Consider the following 18645-nt stretch of genomic DNA (forward strand, 5'->3'; position numbering starts at 1 on the left):
GGGGAGGTACGACGGTGCCGTACCCCCCCTCTGGGGAGGACCGACGGTCGTTACGGCTGCTGGGTCAGGACCAGGCTGACGATGCCTTCATAGCGGCCGGCGTTGGCGATGGCGCCGACGGTGGTCTGGCGGATGTCCAGCATCTGCTCGATCGAGCCGCTGGTCGGGTCGCCGCCGGGGAACAGGTCGGCAGCCGACAGGGAGACACCGGTGGTGTTCAGTGCGCGTCCACCGAAGCTGACGGACAGGGGAACGCCCGTGGCGGCGGGATTGGTCATGTTCGCCAGCACCGGGTTGGTGATCAGCCGCAGGGTCATGTCTTTGTCGGTGTCATTGCTGAAGATCCGCGTTCCCAGGCGGGTAGGCTGCAGACCCGCGCCTGGCAGGTAGGCCATCTCCATGGAAGCCGGCAGCGGGCTGCCATCGGACTGGAGCAGTTCGATCGTCGGATCGACATCGGCGTAGACCAGGATGCTTTTTTCCACCGCCAGGGCGGGCAGTGAAACCAGGGCAGCCAGTGCCAACGGAGCGATTTGGAACAGTTTCATGGGGTGTTGCCTCTTTGCTATGGATGAACAGGGCCAGACCACGTGCAAGGCACGTAGCTCAGGTGAAAAAGGGGGTAGAGGGGTGGGGCTTTAAGGCAGCACGGCCAGGATGCGGGGCTGCTTGTCGTCGCTGGTCACGAAGCGCATCAGCACGTTGCCGTTCACGCCGGGCGGCGAGACGGGGAGTGTGCTTCCCGGGTACAGGCTGCGATTGACGTCGTTCCAGATGCAGTCTCTCTCGCCCTTGGTGTCGGCGCAGCGGCCGACTTGCAATACGCCGACGCGCAGGGTGCCGTCGTTGCGCAGGGCGCCGCCGTTCTGCTGCAGGCTGATGCTGGTGCGGCGTTCGTCGGGCAGCAGGCGTACCAGGGCGCCCCAGATCAGGTTGACCCCGATCCTGGGCTGGACGCCTTGCTCGGAGGTGACTTCATCCGCCAGGTCCGGCGCGGCCACCGGCTCGAAATAAACGCGGTAGACGGTTTCCTCGCTGGGGATCGCTTGCGCGATAATACGTACCGTACGACTGGCGCCCGGGGCGAGCACCGTGCGTTGTGGCGACACGACGATACCCTGGGTATCGGCGGGAGACAGCGGGCTTTCATGTTCGTCCGGTGTGCCGGGGCGCTGGATCCGGGTCACGCTGACCTTGATGTATTGCACCTTGTCCGATTTGGAGTGCAGTTGGATCTGGCCGATACCGTCCTGCTCGGCGCCGATGGTGCTGTTCATCGGGTAGACCACCATGTTGGCGGCCGCCGGCATCGACAAACCGAGTACCAGCGTCAGGAGTGCCAGCTTGCTCGAGACAGCCCATCGAACGGTAAATGTTTGATACAAATGCATGTCTGACCTCAAGTGGGTGAGAAAACATCAAGGTTTTCAATACGCTTGGTGGAGGATCCTGCCCTTGACCCCGGGTCCGTAGCGGTGAAGAGAAATCTCTCGTCTCGGGGGCGAGCTATATTTGTGTTACTTCCTTTTGTGCTACAGATGCATCCCTATTTCATGTAGGAAATTTCCAAAGTAGATTCAGACCCAACGCACCTGAACACGCTGGCTGCCGTCAATGAGGTGACTTCTCGGACGCGCGGCATTGGCACGGGCATGGTGGATTCCTGTGAGGCAAAGATGAGTGTTGTTTGTCCGAATTATTTTGGTGGGATAGTTACACCATGTCAATAGATTTGGTGGGATATATCCACGTTCGCTTGCGCGAAGAGATTGACCGTTGCGGTTTTTCGTTGGCGGCCGCCTCCCGGGCCGCCGGGGAGTCCAGCCCGCAACGCTTGAAGGAAGTGGTGTCCGGGCGGCAGAAATGCCCGGCCGACCTGGTGGCGAAACTGGCGGTGATCGGCTTGGATGCGCAGTACGTCCTGATCGGCGAACGCGGGCAAGCCGTGAAGCCATCATTGGCGCCTGATGAGGAAATTCTATTGGAGAGTTACCGCGCCCTGGATGTGGCCGGCAAGAAAAGGATCCTCGCCAGCCTGGTCTCAAGCTAGGCGCTGCGTCCACCGCGAGCAGGCTCGCGTCCATATGGAATGGCGGGTGTCTGCGGTATGGATGTCCGACACCGCAGCGGTGCGAGCGATGGCCGATCCAAGCCTTGCGGCATCAGCTGTCCTGCAGGAACATTTCTCGACTCAGCCCATGGCGCTGCATCTTTTCGTTGAAGGTGCGGCGTGGCAGCTGCAGTTCTTCGAGCACCGCTTTCACGTCACCCTTGTGTCGGGCCAGGGCGGCGCGCAGGCATTGGGCTTCGAACGCTTCCTGCCGGGCCGCCAGGGATTGGCCGGGCTCGCTTTCCAGCAGGTGCGGCTGGTCCAGCCCCAGTAACTGGCGTTCGGCGACATTCGCCAGTTCGCGCACGTTGCCCGGCCAGTCGTGGCTCAGCAGATGGCTCAGTTGCGGGCCGCTCAGGGGCGCGGCGCGGCGGTCGAGGCGTTCGGCGGCGCTGTGGGTGAAGTGTTCGAACAGCAGGGGAATGTCTTCGCGCCGCTCACGCAACGGCGGCAGGCGCAGCTCGGCGATGTTCAGGCGATAAGCCAGGTCTTCGCGAAAGCGTCCGGCCCGGGCTTCTTCCAGCAGGTCCGGCTTGGTGGCGGCGACGATGCGCAGGTCCACGGCAATGCTCTGGTTCGAGCCCAGGCGTTCGAGCTTCTGTTCCTGCAATACCCTCAGCAGCTTGACCTGCTGGGCCAGGGGCATGCTTTCGATCTCATCGAGAAACAGCGTGCCTCCGTCGGCGTATTCGAGCTTGCCGATGCGCTTGCCCTGGGCGCCGGTGAACGCGCCGCTTTCATGGCCGAACAGTTCCGCCTCGAACAGCGGCTCGGGAATGGCTGCGCAGTTCAAGGCCACGAAGGGCTTGCTCGCCCGCGGGCCGAAGTCATGCAGGCAACGGGCGACCAATTCCTTGCCGCTGCCGGTTTCGCCGCGGATCAGCACGTTGACCGGCAACGTCGCCAGGTCCAGTACCTGGCGCCGCAGGTTCTGCAGCGCCCGGGAAACACCCAGCAATGTCCCATCGAGTCGGGCCCTGGCGTCGGCCTGTTCGTGCAGCCGCCGGTTCTCCAGGACCAGGGCGCGCTTGTCCAGGGCACGGCGCAGGCTGCCGAGCAGGGCTTCGGGGCTGAAGGGTTTTTCCAGGAAGTCGTAGGCGCCGTCACGCATGGCTTCGACGGCCATGGGCACGTCGCCGTGGCCGGTCAGCAGAATCACCGGCAGATCCGGGTCGCGCCGCCGTACTTCGGCCAGCAGTTCCAGGCCGCTGAGCCCAGGCATGCGTACATCGCTGAGGATCACCCCGGCAAAATGCTCAGGCAAGCTCGCCAGGCAATCCTCGGCGCGGCCGAACAATTGCACCTGGAACCCCGAGAGGCTCAGCCATTGCTCGACGGCGCTGCGAATGCTGGCTTCGTCGTCCACCACCATCACGTTTTGCAACAGGGACTCGCTAGGCATGCAACTGCGCCTCCTGGTCAATGGGCAAGGTCACGCAGAATACCGCGCCGTTTTCATGGTTGTCCGCCGTCAGTCGTCCGCCGGACTCATGGATGATGGCGAACGAAACCGCCAGCCCCAGGCCCAGGCCGTCGCCCACGGCCTTGGTGGTGAAGAACGGATCGAAGACCTGCGCCAGGTGTTCCTCGGCGATGCCGCTACCACTGTCGCTGACCGTCAGGCGCCACAACTGATCATCGGCCTCCAGGCGTATTTCCAGGCGTTTGAGCGGTTGTCCGGCCATGGCGTCGAGGGCATTGCGCAACAGATTGATCAACACCTGTTCGAGGCGGATCGCGTCGCCACGTACCCACGCCGGGCGGGCCAGGTGCAGCACGGTGTCGATCTGCTCATCGCGCAGGCGTGTCTCCAGCAGTTGCAGGGCCTGGTCCACCACCGCCGCCAGGTCCAGGCGTTCGCGCAGGCCGCTGGGGCTTTTGCGGGCGAAGGTCTTCAGGTGGCCGGTGAGGGCGGCCATGCGGGTGAGCATGTCGTCCACCGGCTTGAGGGCCTTGTAGGCATCATCGACCCGGCCATGATCCAACAGCAGGCGCAGGGTCGCCAGTTGCGTGCGCTGGGCGGTCAGCGGCTGGTTGATTTCATGGGCCAGGGCCGCCGACATCTGCCCCAGGGCCGCCAGCTTGGCCGATTGCACCAGCCCTTCCTGGGCCGTGCGCAGCTCCCGGGTGCGCTCTTGCACCAGGCGTTCGAGTTCGGCGCGGCTGCGCTGACGCAGTTTCGCCAGGCGCCAGCGCTGGTTGAGAAACAGCAACAGGAACACCAGCGCCAGCCATGAGCCGGCAGCGGCGAGCCCGGCGTTGCGCAGGTCCTCGAAGGCGATCTGAGGAGGGCGCAGCAGGTGCAGCGTCCAGCCTTCGGCAGGCAGCGGCAGGGACTCCCACAAATAATCCGCAGCGCCCTCAGGAGCCTCGACCCGGCTCAGATGGCTGTTGTCGTCAAAGCGCCGCAACGGCTCGAAGGACAGCGCTTGCAGCGGCTGCTTGTCGTATTGGCGGGTGGCCTTGAGCTCGGCGCGGTCGCTGTCGGTCAGGGGGCGCAGGTGGCGATAGCGCCAACCCGGTCGGTTGGCAATGAAGATGATGCCTCGGGCATCGCTGACCAGCAGGGTGTCGCTGCCCTGGCGCCATTCTCGTTCGAGCTCGGGAAATTCCAGCTTCACCACCATCGCCCCGAGGAAGCCGCCGTCGTCGCCGGTCACCGCGCTGGACAGGAAGTATCCCGGGATGCCGCTGGTCACGCCCACCGCATAAAACCGCCCGGTGCCCTGGGTACGGGTCTGGAGAAAATAAGGCCGGAACCCATAGTTGTGCCCGACGTAGCTGCTGGGCAACCGCCAGTTGCTGGCCGCCACCGCCAGACCGGTACGGTCGAGCAATTCCAGGGTGGACGATTGCGCGGCACCGTTGATCTTTTCCAGTTTGCGATTCAGCGCATCCTGCTGCGCTGCGCTGACGGGACCGTGGAGGGCCGCGCGCAACTCCGGGTCCAGGGCCAGCACGGCGGGCAGGGCACGGTAACGGTCGATCAGGGTGTGCAGGGAATTGGCGTACAACGCCAGTTGCTGGTTCGCACGGCTGGCGTCTTCCTCCAAGGCCGCGCGTTCGGCGTGGCGCACGGCCAGGGCCGCGGCGCCGACGGCGCCCGCCAGGATCAGCAGGGTATACAACGACAGACGCAAGGTACGGGAAGTCGGCAGCATGCTGGCGCGAACCGGTAGAAAGTCGGGCGCGCACCATAGCATGCTGACCGTAGCCAGGGCCAAGATCACGCGCGTGCCGGCCAGGCGCTCAAATGTACGGCTGCAGTGCGCGGTTCCATTGTTGATGAGTCATGTTCACCCTGTCGGTCAGGACATTGAACGGGGCAGAGCCATCCTGGGACTCCATCAGGATGTTGGCGCAGTTGAAACAGGCGGGGAAGGCCGAGGCGGTCTTGGCACCCTTGAGTTTCTGCGTCACGACCAGAATCTGCGACGGATCGGCTTCACCCGTCATGGCCTTCTGAAAAGCCAGCGCAACGTGTCCGCCGACGCTCTCGGCATGCATGCCTGGAAGCCCGGCGGATTTGGGCAGGTAACTTCCCCCCGCGACGATATGGGCCTTCATCCGCCTCTGGAGCAGGGGTTGAAACGTGGGGGTTTCGTACTCCAGGCCCGCCAGGTTGATCGGGTCGGGGTTCGTGCCTTTGTAGACCTTGATGGGACGTTGGGTGTCCTGGTACGTCTCGATGAGCTTCTTCTCCAGGAATGTCTCGTAACGGTCGATATCGCCGAACTTGAAGATGCCCCCCGAGACCGGATCGTCTCTCTCCAGGCCTTGTTCGGCGGGACGATATTCCACGACGCCGTGGCGTTCCACCGTTAACTGGGGAGGCAACGGGATATTGAAGAAATCCGTCAGTCGAATCGTTTCGTCAGGTGTCGCGCCGGGTATTTCAAAGCCCGCATGGGCGACCAGGTTGTCGTCCCTGTTCTTCTTGAGAAACAGCTCGGCTTCCGGGTTGTCGCTGAAATGGATCTCGCGCATTTTTTTCACTTTGGCCGGTGAGCCGGTAATAGCGGGCAGCGGGTTGGCCCCGCCTTGCAGAATGAGCTGGGTACGCTCGCTCATGAGCGTGAGCAGCTCGTTGCCCCCCTGGAGCGTCTTGCTGTCCTTGTTCAGGCCCAGGTTGTCCGAATAGCGCATAGGGTTGTTCCCCACCATCGCATACAGGTTCAACCCATCCACCGGCCCCGCCGGGTCCGGGTTGACCCAGCGCATCGTCCACGGCGCGTAGTAACGCAATCCATAGCAGTAAAGCCCGCTGGCGTCCCTTTCCTTGCCGCTGTAGCGGATGGTTTTCTGGCTGGCCTGTACCTCGCAGTCCGCTGCCCACCATGCGGTGCCGCCGAAAGGGTAATACCCTTCATGGCTGATGAGCCGGGCGTCCTGGTCCAGTTCCTTGACCAGTGAGCCCAGGTGGTCTTCCAGGCTGTAGCGCAGCTGGCCCTGGTCGATTTCTTCCGGCCGGCCTTTTTCCCAGTAGAGTCCCCGCACGTTGAAGCCCAGGCCTTGCAAGGTGCAGACATGCAGCGCCTGGCTGTCGTCCAGGGTGCGGATCTCGAGGCCGGGCAAGTAGCGCACCTCGCGCACATGGCGCGTAGCGGCCGCCTGGCTGCTTTGCCGCTTGCGCACACGCAAGCCCTGGGCGTCGTAGACGTAGCGCTCCTCATCGTCGTCGCTGGCCAGGCGATGCACCTGTGTCACGCCGTGCAACTGGTTGCGCAGGTTCCAGGTCAGTTGCCTGCCGGTTCCGGGCAGTGTCAACGGGTTGCCGTCGGCATCGAAGCTCAGGTCATCGCCGGGAACATCGCCCTTGCGCCACTGCACGCAACGATTGCTCGACGGGTCCATGGTCAGGTGCAGCGTATGCGCCTGGCCCGGGGCCGCGCTGTTGTGGATCAGTGTCTGCAGATTGCCGCCTGGGTCGTAGCGATAATGCTGGGTGTAGGGCGTGCGCAGTGACAGGTCCATCGGCGGGATCAGCGCCGGCAGTTGCGGTTGAGTGCCGGCGCCGCCAGCCTCCAGGCCCGTGGCGCTTTCCAGGCGATACAGGCTGTCGTAGGTGAACCGGCGGACGCCCTCGATGCGCTGGTTGGCGTGATAACGGGTGACATGGGTGTGGTCGGTCAGGGACGTCATATTCCCCACGGGGTCGTACCGGTAGCTGAAGTGTTGAAGGACGTCGCTGTCTTTGACAGCCTTTTGTTCAAGCAGGCGTCCATTGGCAGGGTCATGGTTGTAGGTGGTCATGACCCCGTTACCGGCGACATATGCGTTCAGTCTACCGTCGGCGTTGTATTGCATGCGTTGGACAATCACCTGCGCGATGGGGCTGTCGGCCCATTGCAAGTGAGTGGCCGCGAGCTGTCCGGCGATGTCGAAGTCCCGGCGTTGGGCATGGCCCTTGGCATCCCTGTGGCCCAGGATTTCAGTCAGGGCGCTGTAGAACCAGTGTGTGTCGTAGGCAGTGGGTTCGAGCAGCGCATCGCGCTCGGTTTCGTTCCGGGGCCAGTCTGGCGAGTCCAGCGTGACGAGAAAGCGCCGGGACTGATGGAGCGAGGCACCGGCCATTGAATAATCGATCATCGATAGACGCCCGGCAGTGTCGTAATGCTCCACCAGCCGACCGCATCGATTGCGCCGGGCACTGTCGCTCGAGCTGTCGCCATAGTGCAGGTATTCGACGGCGACCCAGGCCTGGTCCCGGCCTCGTTCCCGGATCGCCACGGGGCGTAGTCGCGAGTCGTAATCGATGTGTTGCTCGCTGCCGCGCCCGTCCCAGCCCCGCAGTTTCTGTCCTGCCACGCCGAAGAGCTCCCGACGCATTCCGCCGTCGACACTGTGGGTGAGCAACGGGGTTCCCGACAGGCTATAGACGCTATGCAGGTTGGCCGTTTCCGTACCGTGCAGGCGAGGGTCCCACTGGAAAATGATGCGGCCGGCCACGTCATGCGCCTGGGCAGTGATCAGCCGCTGTGTCTGATCGCCGCTGGAGTCGCGCAGGTAGTCCACGCGCCGCACCGGGCCGGCGCGTCCGTCGAACACCGCCAGCACTGGCGTGTTTGCGTGGGGCTGGCTGTTCACCTGTCAGGCCCCGGGATCCGTATCGTTGTAGTCATGGTCGCATTGATACCAGGGATGATAGACATGCCAGGCCTCGTGTCCCTTGGCATTGATGACCTTGACCAGGCGTCCCGGCGGGTCGTAGAACTGCTGGTCGTGGTAGCCGTGGGCACGCAGCGAGGCGTCGTTGATGTAGCGCCAGGCATCGGCGAAATAAGGGCGATAGACTCGGGTGACCAGCCCTTTGTTGTCGTACTCGACACGCTGGCTCACGCGCCAGCGTTGTTCGGCCAGGTGTTGCAGCGGCTGCCCGTTTTCCAGCACCAGCGAACCGTCCTCGGCCACGGCGTAGGCCTGGCCGGCCTCGACCCGTTGCTTGGTTTGCAGGGCGCGACCGAAACCGTCGACGGCGCTGACGGCGATGCGGACCTGCCGTAACGGATCGTCCGGGTAGCGATCGGCGCTCAGCACCACGCTGTGGGCCGGTTCCCGGGGTGCGGCATTGACCAGCACCCAAAGCAGTTCCTCGGCGGCGCTGCGTTGTTTCAGTTGCGCCAGGCGGGTTCGGCCTGAGGCACGGACATGGCCATCGGGCAGCATGTAACGCTCGCGGATCCACTCGTCGCGCTGCGTCGAGAGCACCAGCGTGACGTCGAGCGAGCCCATCCAGCTGAGCGCGTCGGTGCGCACCGCGCTGGCGATATTGCCCAGGGTTTCTTCCGGATAGGCGATGGCATGACCCGGCGTCAGGTCCTCGGGCGGACGGTAACGGGCGATGTCATCGAAGCCGGCCGGAACGCCGTTTTCGGTGCCATGGAAGGTGATCCCCAATGGCACCCCGCCGGGGCCATACAAGGCTTGCTGGATGTTGTCGTTGGCATCGACGATCTGCTGCGGCAACAGCGAGTGGTAATCGTATCGGACACGGGTCTTGCAGCCGTCCGGCAGGGTTATGGCGATGCTCATCAGGTGGTAAGGGTCATATTCGACCGTCGTGATGCCATGGCTTTGGGTCTCTTGCAGGGCACTGACCTGGAAAAACCCCTCCAGAGGCTGGTAGATGGCAAAGCCGAGCTTTTTCGACCAGAGGTTTTCAGCCATGTCCTCGTCGGGATCTTCCGGCAGGAACAGTTTCATGGGCTCGTAGCCTATGGTTTCCAGTTCCTCGCGAATATCGAAAGGGGGCGGCACGGTGTCGTAGGCGTCCAGAGCCTGTTTGTCGAATTCAGCCACTTCCAGAGGGCCACGCAGGGCTTGGAAGGCGATGTCATCGTGCTCGTCCAGCAGGTAATTCTGTTCCTGCAGTGCGATCAGTTGCCGGGCGGCGACCCAGGGCGCGGAATCCTGGTGTTCGAGGAACGTTTCGTAGCTGATCTGCCTGGGGTTGAGTCCCTGGGGCAGTTCGCCTTTTGGACGTTGCAACCCGTTGGCCCTGGAGCGCCATGGCAGGCCCAGACGCTGGCGCAGCCCGGTGTCATCGATCAGGTGCAGGTGCTCGGCCCGTTTCTCGATGATATGGAACAGCTGCTGCTGCTCGTCATGGGCATCGCGCCACCAGGTGTTTTCCAGTTCGTCTTCGAAGGGCGGTGAGTCCAGGGCGGTGAGACGACGGGCATAGTGAACGGCGAACCCGTGGATGAGCTGGCCGAAGAGGTTCCATTTCAAGTTGATGTCGTGCCGCACTTGCGGATCGTGGGGGAAACCGTCGTATTGATGGGTGAGGGTCTCCAGCTCCAGCACCAGCAGGCTTTTCTGATGGGCGTGGGGATGGCGCAGCAGGTAGCGCTGTTGCGTCACGGTATAGGGCCTGGGGAGGCCGTCCGGATCGACGGGATGGGTTTCACTGCGCAGGACGTAGCCGCCCAAGGCATAGGCCATTTCCCGAGCGGTGTCCGGGTCGGGAACGATGATCTCGTTGGCCTCGTCGCTTTCATGGAAGCGGGCCAGCAGCGTCGGCCCCAATGGCACCGCGTCGGCGTCGCCTGCGAAACAGTCCCTCAGGGGCTGGTCGACGGTGCGACCGGTGTGGAACCAGGTCTTGACCAGTACCGGTGCGGTGAAGCCCTCTTGCGCCTCGTCTTCGCAGACTTCGCTGTCGAGCTGGTACAACCGGCCGAAACCACGCAACTCACGGTGACGGCTGTCGTAGTCGCCTTCGAAATAAGTGAAGCGTTGGGTCAGGCAATTGCCGGTGATCTCGTCCCGCTGCTGTTGACGCGCCACCAGCAGCAGGGCCAGCGGCAGATAGCACACGGGGAGTTTGTCCTGGGCCACGTGCTGCTGCTTTTCATCCAGCCAGTATTGGGCGCTGCTGCGGTAGGCGAGGCGGGTGCTGCAGCCCATGTTGTTGTTCGTGCCCTCCAGCAGATAGGGGCGGGCCGTGACGAAATCATAGCGCCAGTGTCGGGGCTTGCCGATATCGGTCATGTGGGGCGTGCTGAGGATCAGGCTGGCGCAACCCAGGCCCTGCAGGTCGGCCAGGGTGACCTGGCACAGATTGTCGTACCGCACACCGGTGGGCCAGGGCACCCGGACCGGTGTCTGCTCGAGGCCATTGCCGCCGCGGTTGAGGTAGATGTCGAAGCCGTCGCTGTCGAGGTAGATCAGCGCGGGGGCGCCGGAGCCGTCCAGGTCGGCGATCCGTACCCGGTCGGCGTCGAACTCACCATAATGAAAGGGCAGGGCGCTCATGACGAATCCTTCGCCGAAACGCCCGTGCCCCAGGTTCGGCCAGCACTTGATCTCATCGAAGCGGATGCGACACAGCTCAGTGCTGTCGCTGCCCAGCAGGTTGCCGAACAACACCAGCTCGCTGCGTACGTTGCTGAACAGGGGCAATTCGCTGTCCGGTTCGTGGGGCACATTCACGCCAGGGGCGAATCCTTGTTCGCGCAGGTTGGCATACAGCCGCACGCTTTTGGGCCCGATCATGGCCAGGGAACGCAAGCCGTCGCCGACAAGGTCACCCAGTTGCGCGGCCGGGTGCAGGAATTCGGTCGGCAAGCGCTGCAAGCTCTGGAAACCTGACCAGCTGCGGTCCGGGTTGAGGGTGTAGAAGCCGTTCATGCCGGGCTGGGCGATGACCCAGTTGAGTCGGCCACTGCCGGTCAGGTCGGTCAACACTTGCAGTACCGCCGGGTTGTCGCTGGCGACCGGCAGGCTCTCCAGGCGTGACCACGGGCCGTAGGCGATCGTGTCGCCACCGGCCTCGGCGCGCTCGGGTTCGCGGTAATACCAGCCGTCGGTGTACCGGCAGAGGAAACCCGGGACACCCTCGCCGTAGAGGTCGACGCATTGATAATGCCGACCGTCCTCGATGGCCGGCATCGTCTCGAACTCGAGGAAGGTTTCGGGGGTGAGGTTGAGCTCGAAACCGCTGTATTGCAGTTCCACGGGCGGCCGGTATTCGACCCGACCCTGGGCGTCCCAGGCCTGGTAATGGGCGGCGGTCAGCAGACTGTAGCCCAGTGCCGTCGAGGTGTATTCCAGCAGCAGTCGTTGTACCAGGGCGGGCTCGGTGCCGGTCTCGATGGGAAAGTGATGGAACATCAGGACTTGATGGCACAGGCGCCGCGTGCCGACTTCGAACCCGTACCGGTATGCGTGGATCGGGTCGCTGCGCAGGTGCCACGGTGCCTCTTCCTCGGTCAGCCAGGAAGGTTTCTGCGCAAGGTCGAGGGTGCGCTGGCCGTAGTCCAGGAGCAGGTGGAAATGCCAGTCCCGGTCTGCCGGGTCTTGGTCTTCGAAACAGTAAAAGGTTTCACTGGCCGTGGCGTTGCCGTAGCACACCCGGCGCAGGTAACGCTGGGTGCGATAGTCGTGGGGGCCGTCGAACGGGCCGGGATCGGCCGCGTATTCATAATAGATGTGCTCGCCCGAGGGGCTGACCTCCTCCAGCAGCAGCCATTCGGCGATGCGTATCGGCGCGGGAGGATCTGCCTCGGGGTCGATGGGTTCGGCGATGTGCGAGGCTTCAGTGCTGCCGTAGCAATACAGGTGGCCGTTGCTGCCCTGGACACGCCAGAACGGCGCGCCGCCATCCGTGGGCGTCCAGAGTTCGTAGACGTCGAAGGCGCTTTCGACCCTGGGGTAATACCGCACCACCGCGCAGGTAGTGCCGCCGGGGCCTGCCTGGGGTCGAATGATCGGCGGCTCCAGTAATTCGGGCCAACGCTCGACGCCGTCGGCATCGATCATCACATCGTCGTCGGCATAGTGCGGAACGCCCTCGCTGCTCCGGCGGGCGATGCTGGGAATGGGTAGCCGCATGCCGATACCAAAAGTGCCATTGCCGCCCTGGCTGCCATAGAGCAGTGCCAGCGCGGGGGTCAGGTGACGGGCTCCGGACAAGGGTAATGGTAACTCGAACGAGGCGGCTCCCCGGGTGCCGACAGGGCCGATCCGGTTGCCGATCGTGGCAATGGATGCACTGCTGGAGAGGGTGGGGGGCACAATCTGGAGGGGCGTCTGTTCTGCCATCGTGATCATCTCGTTCGGCAACGCCAGGGCCATACCCGGCAAAACATGAGGATGCCAAGAGATGGGCGATGGGTAACCTGTCAGATCCGACAGGTGCGCAAGCAGGTCGATAAGTGGTAGGTACCCGGACAGGGACACCGTTGCCCCGGGTGAAAAGCGCTGTGCGGCAGTTTCGGCGGACATGAAAAAAGGCCGGCAGGTGAGCCACCTGCCGGCCTTTTCGGGTTCGACGTACGGTTATTGCACTTCGATCGCCAGGTTTTCGCTGATCTTCTTCTGCCAGATCGCCGGGCCGGTGATGTGCACCGACTCGCCTTTGCTGTCGACCGCCACGGTCACCGGCATGTCCTTGACCTCGAACTCGTAGATCGCTTCCATGCCCAGTTCGGCGAATGCCAGGACCTTGGATTTGCGAATCGCCTGAGCCACCAGGTAAGCGGCGCCACCGACGGCCATCAGGTAGACGGCCTTGTTGTCCTTGATCGCTTCGATTGCGGTCGGGCCGCGCTCGGATTTGCCGATCATGCCCAGCAGGCCGGTCTGTTCCAGGATCTGGCGGGTGAACTTGTCCATCCGCGTGGCGGTGGTCGGACCGGCCGGGCCCACGACTTCGTCACCGACCGGATCGACCGGGCCGACGTAGTAGATGAAGCGGCCCTTGAGGTCCACCGGCAAGGTTTCACCCTTGTTCAGCATCTCGACCATGCGCTTGTGCGCCGCGTCACGGCCGGTAAGCATCTTGCCGTTGAGCAACACGGTTTCGCCCGGCTTCCAGCTCTGGACTTCTTCCGGGGTCAGGGTATCGAGGTTCACGCGACGGGCCGACGGGCCGGCTTCCCAGACGATTTCCGGATAGGCGTCCAGGGGTGGCGCTTCCAGGGAGGCCGGGCCGGTGCCGTCCAGCACGAAATGGGCGTGACGGGTGGCGGCGCAGTTGGGGATCATGCACACCGGCAGGGAGGCGGCGTGGGTCGGGTAGTCCATGATCTTCACGTCGAGCACGGTGGTCAGGCCACCCAGGCCCTGGGCACCGATGCCCAGCTGGTTGACCTTCTCGAACAGCTCCAGGCGCATCTCTTCGATACGGTTCCGGGGGCCGCGTGCCTTCAGTTCATGGATGTCGATGGACTCCATCAACACTTCCTTGGCCATGACGGCGGCCTTCTCGGCGGTGCCGCCGATACCGATGCCGAGCATGCCCGGTGGACACCAGCCGGCACCCATGGTCGGCACGGTCTTGAGTACCCAGTCGACGATGGAGTCGGACGGGTTGAGCATCGCCATCTTCGACTTGTTCTCGGAACCGCCGCCCTTGGCCGCCACGTCCACTTCCACGGTGTTGCCCGGGACGATGGAGTAGTGGATGACCGCCGGGGTGTTGTCCTTGGTGTTCTTGCGCGCGCCCGCCGGGTCGGCGAGGATCGATGCACGCAGCACGTTCTCCGGCAGGTTGTAGGCGCGACGCACGCCCTCGTTGATCATGTCGTCCAGGCTCATGGTCGCGCCATCCCAACGCACGTCCATGCCCACGCGCACGAACACGGTCACGATGCCGGTGTCCTGGCAGATCGGCCGATGACCGGTGGCGCACATGCGCGAGTTGATCAGGATCTGCGCCATGGAATCACGGGCCGCCGGCGATTCTTCGCGCAGGTAGGCCTCGTGCATCGCCTGGATGAAATCCACGGGGTGGTAATAGGAAATGAACTGCAGGGCGTCGGCAACGCTCTGAATCAGGTCGTCTTGCTTGATCACGGTCATGAGTCGCGCTCCTCTCAAAGACGGGAACATTCAATAAGGTGTCGCTCGTTTGGGTGCATCGGTCGACGAACGGCACCTCTTAAGACACGCCGGGCATGCTGGCGCGACGCTAAAAAGGCGCGGCAGTATATCGCAGGCGGGCATCCTGTGGGAGCGAGCTGCTTTTGGGCGAGGGGATTTATCCCCTCTGGGCTGCGCAGCATCCCCATAACCAGACAATTCGGTGTATCAGGCTGATCTCGTTCGAGCTTTTTGGGGCTGCTGCGCAGCCCTGCGGGGATAAAATCCCTCCGCACAGGGAACCATATCCATGGCCCAAACCGGGGTCCGCCCGCATCGAATAATGCGTCAATCTGGGCCATTGCTTTGACGCCATTTTTCTGCTCCAGAATTGAATGGTCATTTGCCCTGCACGCCACTAAAGTGGCGTCTGGCCTGTAGTGTAGGACTGATTTTTCAGTCTCATTTCCAACGGTGAGTCAACGATTGACCCATAACGCCATTCAACGTCTCCTGCTCAAACGCTTCGCCCTGGCGGCCGCAACCTACGCGCTGGCACTGGTGTTGTTGTGGCTGGCATATTTCAGTGGTCATTACCAAGACTCGTTGCGCGATGTGATCATCGGCAGTGGGTTGGTGGTGTTGTGCCAGGGGGCTCTGTTCGTCCTGTTTGTCACGGATCGCAACCTGCGTTTCGCCGACCCAAGCCTCACCGAGGCGCAGGTCCTGATCGGCCTGGGCTGGCAGACCTGGATGATGATGCACCTGGACCAGGCCCGGGGCGTGTTCCTGGTGTTCTACGTGCTGATCCTGCTGTTCGGGCTGTTTCACTTGTCCCGACGGGCTTTCGTGCGTTGCGCGACGCTGGTCTTCATCAGTTTCACCGGCATTACCCTGTGGGATGCCTACTTCTTCCGGTTGCCCGACCCGACCCTGGCCGGGTTGCAGGTGTGCGTGCTGTTTATTGTGCTGGTGTGGCTGGTGTTGTACGCCCGATATGTCCAGACCTCGCGCCAACGCATGCGCCAGCGACGCTTTGCCTTGCAGGCGCACCAGGACACCCTGCGCGGGATGATGCGCCAGCTCGAAGACCTGGTGGCCACCGACGAGTTGACCGGGCTGTTCAACCGCCGGCACTTCCTGCGCCTGGCCACTCGTGAACTCAACTCCCTCAGGCCAGGTGTCGCCCATGGCCTGGCCTTGATCGACCTGGACCATTTCAAACGCATCAACGACCTGCATGGCCATGCCGCGGGCGATCAGGTGCTCCAGGCATTCGCCGGCGTCGCCACGGCCTGCCTGCGCGAAGGTGACGTGCTGGCCCGCTATGGCGGTGAAGAGTTCGTGATGCTGCTGCCTGCCTGTGATCCCGCGCGCCTGACTGCCTGCTGCGAACGACTGCGGCGAGCGTTCAGCGAAGTCGAGTTGAGCGGTTTGCGACTGGGGACCCTCAGCCTGTCGGTGGGCATGACCCTGCTGGAAATCGACGACGACCTGGACGGCGCCTTGCAGCGCGCCGACCAGGCCTTGTACCGTGCCAAGCGCGACGGGCGAAACCGATGCGCGGCGGCCTGGGAGAATGTCGATGCCTGAATTGACGGTTGCCGGCCGACACTGGACGGTGGCGGCGGGAAGCAACCTGCTGGACGCGTTGAATCAGTCCGGCGTGGCCGTGCCCTACAGTTGCCGCGCCGGCAGTTGCCATGCGTGCCTGGTGCAATGTGTGGACGGCGACGTGCGCGACAGCCGGCCCGATGCCTTGAGCCCGACGCAGCGCGACCAGGGCTGGCGCCTGGCATGTCAATGCCAGGTGGTGCAGGACGTGCAGATCCACGCCTTCGATCCGCATCGCGACGGTCAGGCTGCCCGGGTGGCGGCGGTGGATTGGCTGGGGGCCGACGTGCTGCGCATCCGTATCACGCCTGAGCGGGCGCTGCGTTATCAGGCCGGCCAGCACATGGTGCTGTGGCTCGGTGACATAGCCCGGCCTTATTCCCTGGCGAGCCTGCCCGGCGAAGACCGCTTCCTGGAGTTTCACCTCGACTGTCGCCAGCCCGGTCAGTTCGTCGATGCGGCCCGATCCATGACGGCTGGCGACCCCATCCGCCTCGGTGAACTGCGCGGTGGTGCCCTGCATTACGACCCCGAGTGGCGCGACAAACCGCTGTGGCTGCTGGCCGCTGGCACCGGGCTGGCACCGCTGTTCGGCATCCTGCGCGAGGCCCTGCGCCAGCAACATCGAGGCAGCATCCACCTCATCCATGTGGCCCATGACGCTGGCGGTCATTATCTGGACAAACCCCTGGCCGCGCTGGCGGCCAAGCACCCGAACCTCACGGTGGAGCTGCTGGCCTCGTCCGACGCCCCCGCGGCGCTGGCGCGGCTGCGGCTGCCCTCGCGGCAGACCCAGGCCCTGGCCTGTGGTCATCCCGAGCGGGTCGAGGCCTTCGCCAAGCGCTTGTACCTGGCGGGGTTGCCGCGTAATCAACTGCTGGTGGATGTGTTCCTTCCCCGGGCTTGAGTCTGTGCTCACCCACCTCCAGGCAGAAAGCAAAAAGCCCCGCCATTCACATGGCAGGGCTTTTTTCAGCGGCCGGTCACTCAGACCATCGGGTCGCCCACATGCAGGATCTTCATGCCGTTGGTGCCACCGATGGTGTGGTAGCTGTCACCTTTGGTCAGGATGACCCAGTCACCGGTCTGCACCACGCCGCGCTTGACCAGCTCATCCACCGCCGCCTGGCTGACTTCGCCCGGTTGCAGGGCGGCCGGGTCGAACGGCACGGTGTAGACGCCGCGGAACAGCGCCGCGCGGGCCTGGGTTTCGCGGTGCGGGGAGAACGCGTAGATCGGCACCGAGGAACGAATGCGCGACATGATCAGAGGCGTGTAGCCACTCTCGGTCAGGGCGATGATCGCCTTCACACCGGGGAAATGGTTGGCGGTGTACATCGTTGCCAGGGCGATGCTCTCGTCGCAACGCTCGAAGGTCTTGCCGATGCGGTGGCTGGAGGTCTTGCTGGTCGGGTGCTTTTCAGCGCCGATGCAAATGCGCGCCATGGCCTGCACCGCTTCGAGCGGGTAGAGGCCGGCGGCGCTTTCGGCCGAGAGCATCACGGCGTCGGTGTAGTCGAGCACGGCGTTGGCTACGTCGGACACCTCGGCGCGGGTCGGCATCGGGTTCTGGATCATCGACTCCATCATCTGGGTCGCGACGATCACCGCTTTGTTATGGCGGCGTGCGTGCAGGATGATCTTCTTCTGGATACCCACCAGCTCGGCATCGCCGATTTCCACGCCCAGGTCGCCACGGGCCACCATCACGGCGTCGGAGGCCTTGATCAGGCCGTCGAGGGTCTCGTCGTCCGCCACGGCTTCGGCGCGCTCGATCTTGGCCACCAGCCAGGCGGTGCCGCCAGCCTCGTCGCGCAGTTGGCGGGCGTATTCCATGTCGGCGGCGTCACGGGGGAAAGACACGGCCAGGTAATCGACTTCCATTTCCGCGGCCAGCTTGATGTCGGCCTTGTCCTTGTCGGTCAGGGCCGGTGCCGTGAGGCCGCCGCCGCGGCGGTTGATGCCTTTGTGGTCCGACAGCGGGCCGCCGATGGTCACGGTGCACACCAGTTCGGTGGCGGTGGCGGTATCGACGCGCATCACCACGCGGCCGTCGTCCAGCAGCAGCTCGTCACCCACGCCGCAGTCCTTGACCAGGTCCGGGTAATCGATGCCCACCACCTGCTGGTTGCCTTCGGTCAGCGGATGGCTGGTGGAGAAGGTGAAGGTGTCACCGATCTTCAGTTCGATGCGCTTGTTGGCGAATTTGGCGATACGGATCTTCGGGCCTTGCAGGTCGCCCAGCAAGGCGACGAAGCGACCATGCTTGGCCGCGAGGTCGCGCACCAGCTTGGCGCGGGCCTTGTGTTCTTCTGGCGTGCCATGGGAAAAGTTCAGGCGGGCGACGTCCAGGCCAGCCAGAATCAGCTGTTCAAGAACTTCCGGCGAGTGACTGGCCGGGCCTAGGGTAGCGACGATTTTGGTGCGACGGACGGACATGCAAGACTCCTCAAGTTCAAGCGCCAGCGAAGGCTACTATGGTCTTTGGGTGTAGTCATTGTTCATGTGCACTACTTATTCGTTTCTTTTTCGAAATGAACATTCCCGAATATTTTCACACCTGTTAAGCCCGAAAGCCGAACATCGCTTTTGTGACGAGGGGATAAATCCCCTCG

At 63.6% G+C, this 18645-nt stretch carries 11 protein-coding genes; 3 read left to right on the forward strand and 8 right to left on the reverse strand.

Annotation, left to right across the window (positions count from 1 at the left end; translation table 11 throughout):
• Positions 1 to 50: 50 nt before the first annotated feature.
• Together BW992_RS12900 and BW992_RS12905 are read right to left on the reverse strand one after the other, a co-directional pair.
• Entirely contained in the window at positions 51 to 548 is a 498-nt protein-coding gene (locus tag BW992_RS12900) for a CS1 type fimbrial major subunit (RefSeq protein WP_072395258.1), read from the reverse strand.
• Positions 549 to 638: 90 nt separating this feature from the next.
• Complete coding sequence (locus BW992_RS12905) at positions 639 to 1391, reverse strand: fimbrial protein TcfA (protein ID WP_076406349.1); 753 nt, start codon at positions 1389 to 1391, stop codon at positions 639 to 641.
• Positions 1392 to 1720: 329 nt separating this feature from the next.
• On the opposite strand from BW992_RS12905, the gene BW992_RS12910 reads away from it, so the two are divergent.
• The gene (locus BW992_RS12910) at positions 1721 to 2050 is read left to right on the forward strand and encodes a hypothetical protein (protein WP_143151596.1); all 330 of its coding nucleotides are present in this window, start codon (positions 1721 to 1723) and stop codon (positions 2048 to 2050) included.
• A gap of 112 nt (positions 2051 to 2162) precedes the next feature.
• On the opposite strand, the gene BW992_RS12915 is transcribed toward BW992_RS12910, so the two are convergent.
• From BW992_RS12915 to BW992_RS12935, 5 genes are all read right to left on the reverse strand, one after another.
• Positions 2163 to 3497, reverse strand: a complete 1335-nt coding sequence (locus BW992_RS12915) for a sigma-54-dependent transcriptional regulator (protein WP_076407339.1) — start codon at positions 3495 to 3497, stop codon at positions 2163 to 2165.
• 7 nt (positions 3498 to 3504) lie between these two features.
• Positions 3505 to 5271: a sensor histidine kinase gene (locus BW992_RS12920; RefSeq protein ID WP_072395243.1), complete on the reverse strand. Its 1767-nt coding sequence runs from the start codon at positions 5269 to 5271 to the stop codon at positions 3505 to 3507.
• An 88-nt stretch (positions 5272 to 5359) separates the two neighbouring features.
• Positions 5360 to 8197, reverse strand: a complete 2838-nt coding sequence (locus tag BW992_RS12925) for an RHS repeat-associated core domain-containing protein (RefSeq protein WP_148049161.1) — start codon at positions 8195 to 8197, stop codon at positions 5360 to 5362.
• Between the two features lie 3 nt (positions 8198 to 8200).
• Entirely contained in the window at positions 8201 to 12655 is a 4455-nt protein-coding gene (locus BW992_RS12930) for a SpvB/TcaC N-terminal domain-containing protein (protein ID WP_076407340.1), read from the reverse strand.
• A gap of 237 nt (positions 12656 to 12892) precedes the next feature.
• Positions 12893 to 14416, reverse strand: a complete 1524-nt coding sequence (locus BW992_RS12935) for a fumarate hydratase (protein WP_072395238.1) — start codon at positions 14414 to 14416, stop codon at positions 12893 to 12895.
• 486 nt (positions 14417 to 14902) lie between these two features.
• Here BW992_RS12935 and BW992_RS12940 point away from each other — a divergent pair, with 486 nt between their 5' ends.
• Both BW992_RS12940 and BW992_RS12945 read left to right on the forward strand, forming a co-directional pair.
• Positions 14903 to 16009, forward strand: a complete 1107-nt coding sequence (locus BW992_RS12940; RefSeq protein WP_072395236.1) for a GGDEF domain-containing protein — start codon at positions 14903 to 14905, stop codon at positions 16007 to 16009.
• On the forward strand, positions 16002 to 16937 hold the full coding sequence (locus BW992_RS12945; protein WP_076406353.1) for an iron-sulfur-binding ferredoxin reductase: 936 nt from the start codon (positions 16002 to 16004) through the stop codon (positions 16935 to 16937). The genes BW992_RS12940 and BW992_RS12945 overlap by 8 nt, the downstream gene beginning before the upstream one ends.
• A gap of 80 nt (positions 16938 to 17017) precedes the next feature.
• Here BW992_RS12945 and pyk read toward each other — a convergent pair whose 3' ends face one another.
• Positions 17018 to 18469, reverse strand: coding sequence for a pyruvate kinase (gene pyk, locus BW992_RS12950; RefSeq protein WP_072395232.1), 1452 nt, complete (start codon positions 18467 to 18469; stop codon positions 17018 to 17020).
• Between the last annotated feature and the right edge of the window lie 176 nt (positions 18470 to 18645).

This window comes from Pseudomonas sp. 7SR1 (assembly GCF_900156465.1).
GTDB lineage: Bacteria > Pseudomonadota > Gammaproteobacteria > Pseudomonadales > Pseudomonadaceae > Aquipseudomonas.

Bases quoted from the DNA above. Each gene is read 5' to 3' on its own strand.
- BW992_RS12900 (WP_072395258.1), bottom strand. From the start codon at position 548: ATGAAACTGTTCCAAATCGCTCCGTTGGCACTGGCTGCCCTGGTTTCA.
- BW992_RS12905 (WP_076406349.1), bottom strand. From the start codon at position 1,391: ATGCATTTGTATCAAACATTTACCGTTCGATGGGCTGTCTCGAGCAAG.
- BW992_RS12910 (WP_143151596.1), top strand. From the start codon at position 1,721: ATGTCAATAGATTTGGTGGGATATATCCACGTTCGCTTGCGCGAAGAG.
- BW992_RS12920 (WP_072395243.1), bottom strand. From the start codon at position 5,271: ATGCTGCCGACTTCCCGTACCTTGCGTCTGTCGTTGTATACCCTGCTG.
- BW992_RS12930 (WP_076407340.1), bottom strand. From the start codon at position 12,655: ATGGCAGAACAGACGCCCCTCCAGATTGTGCCCCCCACCCTCTCCAGC.
- BW992_RS12935 (WP_072395238.1), bottom strand. From the start codon at position 14,416: ATGACCGTGATCAAGCAAGACGACCTGATTCAGAGCGTTGCCGACGCC.
- BW992_RS12945 (WP_076406353.1), top strand. From the start codon at position 16,002: ATGCCTGAATTGACGGTTGCCGGCCGACACTGGACGGTGGCGGCGGGA.
- pyk (WP_072395232.1), bottom strand. From the start codon at position 18,469: ATGTCCGTCCGTCGCACCAAAATCGTCGCTACCCTAGGCCCGGCCAGT.